This is a genomic window from Moritella marina ATCC 15381, from assembly GCF_008931805.1.
GTDB classification, from domain to species: Bacteria; Pseudomonadota; Gammaproteobacteria; order Enterobacterales; family Moritellaceae; genus Moritella; species Moritella marina.
In genome coordinates, this window is record NZ_CP044399.1 from 2,505,273 (window position 1) to 2,517,940 (window position 12,668).

Here is a 12,668-nt window from a genome sequence, read left to right on the forward strand (position 1 = left end):
AACACTATCAATAAATAAAAATCAAATAAATAAATAAACTGCCAGTCATCAATATATTAGTCTTATACATCAATCTATTTTTTGCAATGAAGTACATACAATTTTATAAATGTGGGTACTTACTTTGCTGTAAAAACTTATTTAAACTTGTCGACATCGCCATTGATGCAGCTTGAGCGAGTTTTTCAGCTAACTTTTTACGCACTACGTATTTCACAGTATAAATAGTTTGCGACTTGTTGGCTTTTAATAAGTAATCATCACTGGTTTGTAAGGTATCCACTAAGCCACGTTCATGAGCATGAGTACCAAACCAGTGTTCGCCGGTGGCGATTTTTTCAATATCCATTGCAGGACGATGGCCGCTGACAAAATCTTTAAATAATACGTGTGTTTCTTCAAGCTCTTGCTGGAATTTTTCACGCCCTGATTCATCATTCTCGCCAAACATGGTAAGCGTACGCTTAAACTCACCAGCAGTAAGCTGTTCAACATCAATATTGTTCTTTTTTAATAGACGATTGAAATTGGGAATTTGAGCGACAACACCGATCGAACCAACAATCGCAAATGGCGCAGCAATAATATGGTCAGCAATACATGCCATCATGTAACCACCGCTCGCAGCAACTTTATCTACCGCGACAGTTAGCTTAATATTAGCTTGTTTTAAACGTTCTAGCTGTGAACTTGCAAGGCCATAACCATGCACCACACCACCACCACTTTCTAAACGCACCAAGACTTCATCACGCTCGTTAGCGACGAATAAAATAGCCGTAATTTCTTCACGCAGCGAGGCCACTTCTTTAGCATCAATGCCAGCCGTAAAGTCGAGTACAAACAAACGCGATTCAAGCTCTTCAGCTTTGCTTTCATTTTTCTCTTTGGCCTTTTCTTTATGTGCTTTTTTAAGTGCTTTTAGCTCTGCTTTATGTTTTTTCTTTTCTGCTTTGTGTTGTTCTTTTTCTAATAGCTTAGCTTCATCTTCAGATACAAGGTGTAGCTGAAGTTCATCTTCAACATCTTTGAATTGCTCTGATAAATTAGTGATCTCTAAACGTCCATTAGTCTTCTTTTGCTTAGACGTAAGACTGATAATACTGACCACTACAAATAATAATGCCAAAACGAATGTTAGCGTTTTCGCTAAAAAAATACCGTATTCATTTAAAAATTCCAAATCTTAATCCTCGGTCGGTTATATCTATTTTTGCTCTTTATAGCACTTACAGCATCGCATCTACAAGCTTTGCAGGTTACAATATTGTCAGATATGTCGATATGGAACCCAAAAAATGGATTATCAAGCAGAAAAAAATCTATTAGAAAACAAAACTATTTTAGTAACAGGTGCCGGTGATGGCATTGGACGTCAAGCAGCACTAACCTATGCAGCACATGGTGCGACAGTTATATTACTGGGTAAAACAGTCTCTAAACTTGAAGCTGTTTATGATGAAATCGAAGCGCTTGGCGCGCCAACACCTGCGATTATTCCGCTTGATATGAAAGGCGCGACGGTTGAAAACTATAAAGACATGGCTGATACCATTGATACGCAATTTGGTAAACTCGATGGTTTATTGAACAATGCCGGTCAATTAGGTGTGTTAGGTCCATTTCATCAAATCGATGAAAAGAGCTATGACGAAGTAATGCAGGTTAATGTTAAAGCGCAGTTATTCATGACGAGTGCGCTATTACCCGTACTAAAAAAAGCTGACAAAGCCTCTATTATTTTCACGTCATCAAGTGTGGGTGTGAAAGGCCGTGCTTATTGGGCTGAATATGCCATTTCAAAATTTGCCACTGAAGGCATGATGCAAACATTAGCTGACGAATTTGAGAATACCAATGTGCGTGCTAACTGTATTAATCCAGGTGCAACACGTACTGGTATGCGCTCAAAAGCCTTTCCTGGTGAAGATGAAAAAGTATTACTCACCCCTGAACAAATTATGCCGCTTTACCTTTACCTTATGGGTAACGACAGTGTTGCTGAAACAGGTAAAACATTTAAAGCACAGCCAAACAGATAGTTTGCTCACCGCAGACTGCCTAATGGATTAAATGCTCAAACCCCTAACGCATGATAGCTACATTGTTTAGGGGGTTATTCTATCTCTCCTTCCTCCGTCATTTATGCTACAAGTACGGTTAATTCTTCGATAAAATGCTTCTTATATGTCTATCACTTGCCATCATTATTAATTGCTGCAATAACTAAATACTGCCTTCTACTATATATAGAAAGAGTTTGTTAATAAGGATATTAACCAGTGAAATTAAATTGTGATATGGGTGAAAGTTTTGGTCATTGGCAACTTGGTATGGATGACGCTGTCATGCCGCATATTGATATGGCGAATATCGCCTGTGGTTTTCACGCCTCTGACCCACTGATTATGCAGCAAACCGTCGCACTGGCTAAGCAATACGATGTCGCAGTCGGCGCACATCCAGGTTATCCCGACCTCGTTGGCTTTGGCCGTCGCCATATGCAATGCACAACAGATGAGATCCAAGCATTGATACTCTATCAAATCGGTGCCCTCGCCGCTTTTTGCCAGCAGCAAGACATATCGCTCAGTTACGTCAAACCCCACGGTGCGCTTTATAACGATATGATGCAAGATGAGGCGATACTCGTTGCGATCCTTAAAGGCATCGCTGCATTTAGCGCTAACTTACCACTCATGCTGATGGCACAAGCAGATAATAACCACAATGAATCACTAGCCGCTCAATTTGAGGTGCCATTACTGTTCGAAGCTTTTGCCGACCGTCGTTATACTGATTCAGGTGCATTACAAGATAGACGCCAAGCTGGTGCAGTCTTTACCCAACAGAGTCAGGTGATGAATCAAGCCATACAAATTGCTGAGCAAGGTTTTGTAACAAGCAATACCGGGAAGTTAATCCAGTTGAATGCTGATACGCTCTGCGTACATGGTGATAATGCACAATCCATTGCCGCTATCGCGCAAATAAAGTCTGCCATTACTGACAAAAAGGGGTGAGCAATGCAATACCATCTCGAGATGATTGGTTATGATGCGCTCCTGATCCGCTTTACAGAAGCTGATAACGCCCAGCTATTACCTATTATCCACAACTTAAGTCTGCAGCTAACAAATGCTGTCGATTTAGACACGGTTATTACTGATATCATTCCTTCATACCAAACCTTACTTGTTAGCTTTAATATCATGAAAATAGAGCCTCATCAGCTCATAAATAAAATTCATTTTTACGTTAAAAAAATATTAACTGACCACTTAAAAGCTATTGATTTTCCCACCTTACCGATCACAATTCCGGTTTGTTACCATCAAAGCCTGGCGCCAGATATCGAGTCATTATCACAACATACAGGGTTGTCGATTGCCGATATCATCCACATCCATTCTTCTACTATATATAGCTGTTATGCTATTGGCTTTATGCCGAATTTTGGCTACTTAGGCAATGTTGATAAACGCATTCAAATACCTCGACATACAGCGCCAAGGCCGCAAGTTCCGGCAGGGAGTGTTGGAATTGCAGATAATCAAACAGCGATCTACCCAAAAGCCAGTCCCGGTGGCTGGCAGATCATAGGTCAAAGCCCTTTGGCTGCAGATAACCTTACAGTCGGTTGCCAAGTTAAATTCGAGTCAATGTCCCTAGATGACTTTCAGCAATATCAGAATCAATACCTGCACTTACAAGAGGCTAAGTCATGAAACACGTATCTGCATTTGAAGTGAGCAAACCGGGGATCCACAGCTTAATTCAAGACCTGGGTCGGTTTGGCTATCAGCACTTAGGCATTACCCCTGGTGGCCCTGCAGATCTACACGCCTACCTCTGGGCCAATAAAATACTTGGTAACCACAGTAATATGGCCAGCATTGAGATCCATTATGGATTAATGACATTAATAGCCTTAGTTGATACGCGAATCTCTATCTGTGGTGCTGAATTTGGCGTGACAATTAATGATAAACCGGCATTTAATTGGCAAACCCATCAGGTCAAATCTGGCGATGTGATCCAATATCGCAGTGCAAAAACAGGGAAATGTGGTTATCTCGCCATCTTAGGCGGCCTGCAGACAAAAAAAGACTACCAAAGTCGTAGCACGGTGATCCGCGATGAACTTAGCCCTGCAACCAGTAAATCGCTATATCATGGCCAAATTTTACCAGCGTCAAATTCAAGTATCAAATACCTGAAAACAACTACGGAACACGCAGCAGAGGTCATTGTTCCCCGACATTATATCCCCAACTACTCTACGGTTCTGAGTTTAGGTTTATTACCTTGCTATCAATGGTCCTTATTGACGTCAAAACAGCAGTATCAACTACTATCTAACAAATATCAGATCAGCACACAAGCAAACCGAATGGGCTATCAGTTGGTCGGTGACATGATCACAGATCTGCCAACAGCATTAACTTCGGAAGGTATTGCGCTAGGCAGCGTGCAACTACCCGCGAATGGCCAACCTATTATTTTGCTTCAAGACAGACAAACCATAGGCGGTTATCCAAAAGCTGGGGTTATTTCAGCCATAGACTGCAGTCAATTATCACAGCGCCAACAAGGGGCTGAAATTACATTTAGACTCGATAATCCGCTTGTTTCACGTTATAAAATGCAAGCTTTCAAGCGTTTTTTCGACTTTTAGCCATGATCTGCGACGCTTTATATCTGTAATATTCTTTGAAATGAACACAAAACAGCCAACCTATTCAGTGATGGAGTTCACGAATTTAATCATTAGAATAAGTATTTATCTTATGTTATGAACATTTAACAAAATATGATATCCCTCGAAAAATAACTATTTCAAATTTACAAATATGTATTTATATACAAATAAATCTATCTAAGACCCCTGTGTGTACTAGAATTTAGCTTAAATCCCTTCAAAATCATACAATGTTTATTTTATGTTAATTCGGTGTCACAAAGTATGGTTGAAACAGATAATGATGGGTTATTTTGCTGTATCATAAGTATTGCATTATTTATTTTTGCTGATTAAATACACCCACTTGAATTTACGGATTCAATTTCATGGCCACAGAATGCCCTGAAGTAAACAAGCGACTAATGACTTATTAAAAGGAACACAACATGTCTATTACAAAAACAATTGCAAAATCACTTGCTATCGCAGGTTTGACAGTAGCAGCTGCTGCACCAAGTATCGCAACAGCGAAAACAAGTGACTTTATTACAATCGGTACTGGTGGTGTTACAGGTGTTTATTATCCTGCCGGTGGTGCAATTTGTAAATTTGTAAACCGCAACCGTAAAGAGCACAACATCCGTTGTTCAGTAGAAAGTACTGGTGGTTCAGCTTATAACATCAACACGATGCGTGCTGGCGAACTTGATTTCGGTGTAGCACAATCTGATCAACAGTTTTATGCTTACAAAGGTTTAAACCAATACAAAAATCAAGGCGCTTACACAGACTTACGTGCAGTATTCTCACTACACGCTGAAGCACTGACAATTGTTGCTCGTAAAGATTCTGGCATCAAAGATTTTAAAGATCTTAAAGGTAAACGTGTAAACGTAGGTAATCCAGGTTCAGGCCAACGCAGCACAATGGATGTTGTAATGAAAGCTTACAACTGGGATAACAGCGCGTTCTCACTCACATCAGAACTTAAAGCAAACGAACAATCTCAAGCACTTTGTGATAACAAAATCGACGCATTCGTATTCTTCGCTGGTTTCCCAAATGGTTCAATCAAAGAAGCTACAACAACGTGTGACGCAGTACTTGTAACGGTTAACGATTCAACAGTTGAAAAACTAATTGAAGAAAACCCGTATTACAGCCAAGTTGTTATCCCTGGTGGCACTTACACTGGTACGCCGAAAGACACTGTAACATTTGGTGCTCGCGCAACAATCGTTACACCAAAATCAATGTCTGACGAAATCGTGTATGAAGTAACTAAATCTGTATTCGAAAACTTCAATACATTTAAACGTTTACACCCATCATTTGCATCGCTAACAAAAGAAGACATGGCGACTGCAGCACTTAGCGCACCAGTTCACCCTGGCGCAGCTAAATACTACAAAGAAGTTGGCCTAAAATAAGCCCACTTTTATTTGAATAATATTAAGGGGACATTGTCCCCTTAATATTATAATCAAATTATAGCTCCGACTTTATACTCACAATTTAATTTTTATTACTCTTACTCCTGTTACTGACTATCCTTATACTACGGATTAGTTAAGCCGATAAGCAGTACAGCCTTTCTTATATTAAGTATTACTTTCTTGGATTAAGTATTATTCTTATATAAAATGTTAAGAGTCCTGTAATGATTAATTATTCAACTAACGAATAACCGAGCCACTTCTTACGATCACATATCGAAGAATGATGGAGGACAGATGTCTAAAACAGAAAATCAAACCACTAGCATGGATGCTGAACTGCAGGAAATGCTTGCACAATCAGATACTGGTGCGCGCGATCCTAAAGGTATTGCTAAAAAGATTTTGTTAATAGTGCCGTTTATATGGGCGTTATTTCAATTATGGTATGCCTCTCCTCTGCCGTTCATTTTAAACTTTGGTATTATTAATGATACTGAAGCCCGCTCGATCCATTTAGCTTTTGCTATCTTTTTAGCGTTTACAGCTTACCCTGCGATGAAATCGTCACCGCGCGACCATGTGCCGCTGACAGATTGGATTTTTGCATTCGTAGGCGCGTTCTGTGCTGCTTATCTTTTCCTATTTTATAATGAACTGGCTAATCGTGCTGGTGCACCGACTTTCTTTGATACTGCGGTTGCAACAACGGGCATGTTACTACTGCTTGAAGCAACTCGCCGTTCTTTAGGTCCACCACTGATGATCGTGGCAGCGGTATTTTTAACTTATACCTTTGCCGGTCCATATATGCCCGACATCATTGCCCACAAAGGTGCAAGTTTAAATAAAACGATGTCTCACCAATGGTTAACTACCGAAGGTGTATTTGGTGTTGCAGTCGGTGTATCAACGTCATTCGTATTCTTGTTTGTGCTATTCGGTTCACTGCTTGATAAAGCAGGCGCTGGTAACTACTTCATTAAAGTTGCGTTCTCACTACTTGGTCACATGCGTGGCGGTCCTGCAAAAGCAGCCGTTGTGGCATCAGGTCTAAGTGGTTTAGTGTCAGGTTCTTCAATTGCAAACGTAGTAACAACTGGTACGTTTACCATCCCATTGATGAAACGTGTTGGTTTTCCTGCAACTAAAGCGGGTGCAGTAGAGGTTGCAGCATCAACCAATGGTCAGCTAACACCACCAATTATGGGTGCCGCTGCCTTCTTAATGGTTGAATATGTTGGTATTCCTTATATCGAAGTCATTAAAGCTGCGATTTTACCTGCGTTGATTTCGTATGTTGCGTTAATCTACATCGTGCATTTAGAAGCATGTAAAGCCGGCATGGAAGGTTTACCACGCCGTCATAAACCAACGCTCGCGCAGAGCTTATTTTCGTTTATGTCTGTTGTAGTATTAATCATCGTGCTTAGCTTTGCTGTGTACTATGGTATCGGCTGGACGAAAGATGTCTTTGGTGATGCAGCAACTTGGATTGTTGGTATCGCCACTGTCGCTATTTATATCGCCTTAGTCAGATATTCAACAAAGTTCCCAGAACTTGAAGTTGATGATCCAGACAGTGAATTGCTTGTATTACCAGAACCAGGCCCAACAGCAAAAGCAGGTTTATACTTCCTACTGCCAATTGTCGTATTAGTATGGTGTTTAACGGTCGAACGTTTCTCTCCGGGCCTATCGGCATTCTGGGCAACTGTGTTCATGATCTTCATCGTGATCACGCAGCGCCCATTACAAGCTTATTTCAAACAAAGTCAACCAATCCCAAGTGCGATTAAAACTGGTTTTGTTGAATTATTTGACGGCATGGTAACGGGTTCTCGTAACATGATCGGTATCGGTGTTGCGACAGCTGCAGCTGGTATTGTTGTTGGTACGGTAACACTAACAGGTATCGGTCTAGTGATGACTGAGTTTGTTGAGTTTATCTCAGGCGGTAATATCATGCTAATGCTGGGCTTTACCGCACTTATTAGCTTGATCTTAGGCATGGGTTTACCAACAACAGCAAACTACATCGTGGTATCAACATTGATGGCGCCAGTGATTGTTGAACTTGGTGCTCAAAATGGCTTAATCGTACCGCTAATCGCTGTGCATTTATTTGTATTCTACTTTGGTATTTTAGCCGATGATACACCGCCTGTTGGCCTTGCAGCCTTCGCAGCGGCCGCCATTGCCAAAGCAGATCCAATTAAGACCGGTATCCAAGGTTTTATGTACGATATCCGTACCGCGATCTTGCCTTTCATGTTCATCTTTAATACGCAGTTATTATTGATTGGTGTGGATTCAATTGGTCACCTGCTGCTCACCATTTTCTCGGCGACCACCGCAATGTTGGTATTCTCCGCGGCGACTCAAGGTTACTGGCTAACAAAATCGAAATGGTATGAAACGATCGGATTATTATTAATCACGTTTACATTATTCCGCCCTGGTTTCTGGTGGGACATGGTCTATCCACCAATCGAGGAAGTAAGCCCGCAACATATTGAGCAAGTACTGGCTGATTTACCAGTTGGTACCGATGTACGTTTACGTGTTGAAGGCGAAACACTCGATGGAGCATTCCAAACTAAAATTGTCCAGCTACCTTTTGCTGAAGATGCGATCACTGGTGCAGAACGATTATTAAGTACTGGTTTAGAATTACGTACCGAGGGTGAAAAAACGATTGTTGATATGGTTGGTTTTGACTCTCCAGCTGAAAAATCAGGCATTGATTTTGATTGGGGTATCCTCATGGTTGAACGACCATTAGACCGCCCAGCGAAAGAGTTCCTGTTTATTCCAGCTTTATTGCTACTTGCAGGTATTGCATTTGGTCAGCGTCGCCGTATCGCAGCCAATAAGTAATTATTATCTAAAATATGAAATGCAGTGAGTTTTCTAGCACTGCATTTCATTGATAATGACTGCTGATTAACGACATCATTCATTTTAAATAAGTAACTTATTATGTATAAAACGATTTTATTACCGGTTGATCTTAACGAAGAAGGTTTTAGTCATATCGCAGCTGAACATGCCTGTGCGTTAGCTAAAATATCGGGTGCAAGCATCCATTTATTGAATGTATTGCCGACGTCTCAACTGCCAATGGTATCTGCACATTTCCCTGCATCCGTTTTGCAAGAAATCCGCAAGTCTGCCTATTCAGCATTACAAGATTTTGCTAAAAAAAATATTGATGACAGTATAACAACACACATACACATGGCTGAAGGCCGACCATCAAAAGAAATCATTAAAGCGGCGAATAAATACAACGCTGATTTAATTGTGATGCCAAGCCATAAACGCGCGAAATTAGAGCTAGCAGTGATTGGTTCTGTCGCAGCAAAAGTGGTCAGTGCCGCAGCAATGAATGTGATGGTTGTTAAACCACAATAAACATCTTTATGAGCAGTGTTATCTACTGCTCATTTTTTTAATCACACTATGTTTGGCTGCTATTATTTCCTCTTTGCACCCTTCTATTTCTTTTACTTCCCCCCATTTTTTAGTTACTATTACGCTCTAATTCTGTGCGAACCCACTGAAATTGAAAAAGGATATTCATGTCAGTTTCTGTATTAATCTGTGATGATTCAAACCTAGCGCGTAAACAAATGGCTAGAACACTTCCTCCTTATTGGGATGTAGACGTTAGTTTTGCATCTAACGGAGCCGAAGGTATTGAGTTAATCAAAGCAGGTAAAGGTAGCATCGTATTCCTCGATTTGAATATGCCAGTAATGGATGGCTACCAAGTGTTAGAAGCCATTCAACAAGAGCAGTTAAATGCACTGGTGATTGTTGTTTCTGGTGATATCCAAACTGAAGCTCATCAACGTGTGACCGCATTAGGCGCATTAGCGTTTATCAAAAAACCGGTAACAAGTAAGCAAATTGAAACTATCCTGATCAATTATGGGATTGTCGATAAAGACGAGTTCGCCCAAGCCGAAGTCCGGTTAATCGCTCAACAAAAAGCAGAACAAAGACAACAAGATCTGATCAAGTCGATTCCAGATACCTTGCCATCATTAAGTAAAGAGCTTGAGCTGCAACCTGAATTTCGAGATGTATTACAGGAAGTAGCCAATGTCGCAATGGGACAAGCAGCTGATTTATTAGCACGTTTACTCGATGTATTTGTGTTATTACCGGTACCCAATGTAAATGTCTTAGAAGCCAGTGAATTAACCATGGCACTATCTGCAGCCTCTGAACAAGCGTCGATATCAACCGTTTGCCAAGGCTTTATTTGCTCAGGTATCTCTGGTGAAGCACTGCTACTATTCCACGATTCCAGCTTTGATGACATGGCAAAGTTAATGGGCATTGAAAACCAACATTCAAATTTCCAAGAGAAAGAAATTCTCATGGATACGGCTAATATCCTCATTGGTGCATTCCTGCAAGGCTTTAGCCAGCAGTTAAATGTTAGTTTTAGCCAAGGTCATCCTTCTGTTCTCGGGCAGCACAGCACAGTACAAGAGATGATTAACGCGAATAACTTCCGTAAACAAAAAACCGTTGCGATTGAAATAAATTATCAGATTGAACACCACAATGTGCAATGTGATCTGCTATTACTCTTTACTGAAAAATCACTGCCGAGTTTACTTAATAGTCTTTCTTACCTCATCGATTAACTGAGTTTATCTTGATGACTTATTTACATACAAAGCGGTCAAACAAGCAGGCCGTTTCAAGGAATTGTTAACATGGATAATCAAAGTTCATTGAGTGAGTTTCATTGGATCATGAATATGGTACAAACCATTGATGCTGGCCTGGTGGTATTAGATAAAGACTTAAAAGTTCAGCTTTGGAACGACTTTATGAGTAACCACAGTGGGGTCAGTGCAAAAGATATGCAAGACACACCGCTATTCTCACACTTTCCAGAACTGCCTGAAGCTTGGTTACGCAGTAAGATTGATTCGGTTTTTTTACTCAAAAATAACGCTTTTACCAGTTGGGAACAACGTCCTTATATCTTCCGTTTTAATAACTATCGTCCTGTTACTGGTATCTCTGAATTTATGTTTCAGAACATGACAATTATACCATTAGCATCGCTCACCGGTGAAGTCACTCACGTCAGTTTAATTATTTATGATGTAACCGATATTGCCATTAACCGCTTACAACTTGATAAAGCCAATGAAAAATTAGCACATTTAAGTCAAACGGATGCACTAACACAGCTTGCTAACCGCCATCACTGGAATACCCTTATTGATAGTGAGTTTAAGCGTGTTAAACGCTACGAACAAATCTCAACATTAATGATGCTTGATATTGATCACTTCAAAAAGGTCAATGATACTTATGGCCATGTTGCGGGTGATAAGGTTATTTCGGAAGTATCAAGGGTGATCCGAGAAAGTGTCAGAGAAACCGATTTTTCAGCACGATACGGTGGTGAGGAGTTTGCTATCTGCTTGACGAATACCACGGCCAGTTGTGCGGTTATATTAGCTGAGCGTCTGCGTAAGGCTATTGAAAGCACGCTGGTATTAGATGATGGTAATGTCATCCAAGTGACAATATCGATTGGTATAGCTGAGTTTAAAGCGGATGTAGAGTCGGTTGATCATTGGACGAAAAATGCGGACAGTGCATTGTATAAGAGTAAAGAGAGTGGTCGTAATCAGTACTCGATTTTATAAGCGATGATATAACGATGTAATTAAGTTATCTCTTGAAACGAAAAAGGTATAGCGTCGCTATACCTTTTTTATATTTGTTACTTTACATTTTAGCTAGCTATTTTGCTGTAGCTTGATCTTTTTCAACACTTAGTTCTTCCTGAACGCTTTCTTGCTGAACACTCTCTTGTAAAACACGCTCTTGTAAAACATTTTCTTGTAAAATAAGCTCTGCCTCTAATGCTATTTTTTCACGTTCAGCTTTAGAGATATAACGTGGCTTATTAGAGCTTGGTGCTAATTTAGCATTCGCTTTTTTAGCTTTTTTCTTTAATGTTGAAACAACTTTTTTCTTTCTGTTCATTATATTTGATCTTATTACTTGTCTTCTGGACGATGTTTTATTTGCAGGCCTGCAAGGAAGTTACGTAAAACTTGATCTTTACATTCACGGAAGTGTTTGTGATCAGGTTTACGGAAAAATGCGCTTAGTTCATGCTTACCTAAACGGAATCCAGCAATTTCTAATAATTCAAGAACGTCTTCATTCTTAAGATCTAACGCAATCTTTAACTTACGTAAAATAATGTTGTTATTGATCGCATGCTCAGGTTCAGGTTGTGGTCCGTCTTTTTTACCGCGATTTGCGTTAATTAGACCATTTAAAAAAGTAGCCATCTTGGTATCATTAAGACGCACACATTCAGGATCTTCATCTTTCTTTAACCAATCGCTGATTTCGCCACGTGTAACATCTGCTTCAGCTTGTTTAAACAAGCTAATCATCTTGTCGTCACTGAAATTAAAAGTGTAGCGAATACGGCGTATAATATCATTATTGGTCATTAATTAGTCCTAATAAGGCTAGCGTGATGTCATTAT

12 protein-coding genes are annotated in these 12,668 nt (G+C 40.1%); 9 read left to right on the plus strand and 3 right to left on the minus strand.

Features of this window, described 5'->3' with window-relative positions:
- Positions 1-103: 103 nt before the first annotated feature.
- A complete protein-coding gene (gene sohB, locus FR932_RS11235) occupies positions 104-1,183 on the minus strand; it encodes a protease SohB (RefSeq protein WP_019442699.1) in 1,080 nt (359 codons plus the stop codon).
- A 115-nt stretch (positions 1,184-1,298) separates the two neighbouring features.
- On the opposite strand from sohB, the gene FR932_RS11240 reads away from it, so the two are divergent.
- From FR932_RS11240 to FR932_RS11280, 9 genes are all read left to right on the plus strand, one after another.
- A complete protein-coding gene (locus FR932_RS11240; RefSeq protein WP_019442700.1) occupies positions 1,299-2,042 on the plus strand; it encodes a YciK family oxidoreductase in 744 nt (247 codons plus the stop codon).
- Between the two features lie 240 nt (positions 2,043-2,282).
- Positions 2,283-3,023, plus strand: coding sequence for a 5-oxoprolinase subunit PxpA (locus FR932_RS11245; RefSeq protein ID WP_019442701.1), 741 nt, complete (start codon positions 2,283-2,285; stop codon positions 3,021-3,023).
- Positions 3,024-3,026: 3 nt separating this feature from the next.
- On the plus strand, positions 3,027-3,728 hold the full coding sequence (locus FR932_RS11250) for a 5-oxoprolinase subunit B family protein (RefSeq protein WP_019442702.1): 702 nt from the start codon (positions 3,027-3,029) through the stop codon (positions 3,726-3,728).
- Positions 3,725-4,678 (plus strand): 5-oxoprolinase subunit C family protein, encoded by a 954-nt coding sequence (locus FR932_RS11255; protein WP_019442703.1) that lies wholly within the window; start codon positions 3,725-3,727, stop codon positions 4,676-4,678. Before FR932_RS11250 ends, FR932_RS11255 begins: the two co-directional genes overlap by 4 nt.
- Positions 4,679-5,130: 452 nt before the next feature.
- Positions 5,131-6,114 (plus strand): TAXI family TRAP transporter solute-binding subunit, encoded by a 984-nt coding sequence (locus tag FR932_RS11260; RefSeq protein WP_019442704.1) that lies wholly within the window; start codon positions 5,131-5,133, stop codon positions 6,112-6,114.
- 303 nt (positions 6,115-6,417) lie between these two features.
- A complete protein-coding gene (locus tag FR932_RS11265) occupies positions 6,418-9,000 on the plus strand; it encodes a TRAP transporter permease (RefSeq protein WP_019442705.1) in 2,583 nt (860 codons plus the stop codon).
- Positions 9,001-9,102: 102 nt separating this feature from the next.
- Complete coding sequence (locus FR932_RS11270) at positions 9,103-9,537, plus strand: universal stress protein (RefSeq protein ID WP_019442706.1); 435 nt, start codon at positions 9,103-9,105, stop codon at positions 9,535-9,537.
- 167 nt (positions 9,538-9,704) lie between these two features.
- The gene (locus FR932_RS11275) at positions 9,705-10,784 is read left to right on the plus strand and encodes a response regulator (RefSeq protein ID WP_019442707.1); all 1,080 of its coding nucleotides are present in this window, start codon (positions 9,705-9,707) and stop codon (positions 10,782-10,784) included.
- Positions 10,785-10,856: 72 nt separating this feature from the next.
- Positions 10,857-11,807: a GGDEF domain-containing protein gene (locus tag FR932_RS11280; protein ID WP_019442708.1), complete on the plus strand. Its 951-nt coding sequence runs from the start codon at positions 10,857-10,859 to the stop codon at positions 11,805-11,807.
- A gap of 97 nt (positions 11,808-11,904) precedes the next feature.
- Here FR932_RS11280 and FR932_RS11285 read toward each other — a convergent pair whose 3' ends face one another.
- Both FR932_RS11285 and FR932_RS11290 read right to left on the minus strand, forming a co-directional pair.
- Positions 11,905-12,150, minus strand: coding sequence for a DUF2986 domain-containing protein (locus tag FR932_RS11285; RefSeq protein ID WP_019442709.1), 246 nt, complete (start codon positions 12,148-12,150; stop codon positions 11,905-11,907).
- A gap of 14 nt (positions 12,151-12,164) precedes the next feature.
- Entirely contained in the window at positions 12,165-12,632 is a 468-nt protein-coding gene (locus tag FR932_RS11290; RefSeq protein WP_019442710.1) for a YehS family protein, read from the minus strand.
- Positions 12,633-12,668 lie beyond the last annotated feature (36 nt).

What these genes read in the sequence shown, in the direction of transcription:
- FR932_RS11240 (WP_019442700.1), top strand. Translation starts at nt 1,299, where the DNA reads ATGGATTATCAAGCAGAAAAAAATCTATTAGAAAACAAAACTATTTTA.
- FR932_RS11250 (WP_019442702.1), top strand. Translation starts at nt 3,027, where the DNA reads ATGCAATACCATCTCGAGATGATTGGTTATGATGCGCTCCTGATCCGC.
- FR932_RS11255 (WP_019442703.1), top strand. Translation starts at nt 3,725, where the DNA reads ATGAAACACGTATCTGCATTTGAAGTGAGCAAACCGGGGATCCACAGC.
- FR932_RS11260 (WP_019442704.1), top strand. Translation starts at nt 5,131, where the DNA reads ATGTCTATTACAAAAACAATTGCAAAATCACTTGCTATCGCAGGTTTG.
- FR932_RS11265 (WP_019442705.1), top strand. Translation starts at nt 6,418, where the DNA reads ATGTCTAAAACAGAAAATCAAACCACTAGCATGGATGCTGAACTGCAG.
- FR932_RS11270 (WP_019442706.1), top strand. Translation starts at nt 9,103, where the DNA reads ATGTATAAAACGATTTTATTACCGGTTGATCTTAACGAAGAAGGTTTT.
- FR932_RS11275 (WP_019442707.1), top strand. Translation starts at nt 9,705, where the DNA reads ATGTCAGTTTCTGTATTAATCTGTGATGATTCAAACCTAGCGCGTAAA.
- FR932_RS11280 (WP_019442708.1), top strand. Translation starts at nt 10,857, where the DNA reads ATGGATAATCAAAGTTCATTGAGTGAGTTTCATTGGATCATGAATATG.
- FR932_RS11285 (WP_019442709.1), bottom strand. Translation starts at nt 12,150, where the DNA reads ATGAACAGAAAGAAAAAAGTTGTTTCAACATTAAAGAAAAAAGCTAAA.
- FR932_RS11290 (WP_019442710.1), bottom strand. Translation starts at nt 12,632, where the DNA reads ATGACCAATAATGATATTATACGCCGTATTCGCTACACTTTTAATTTC.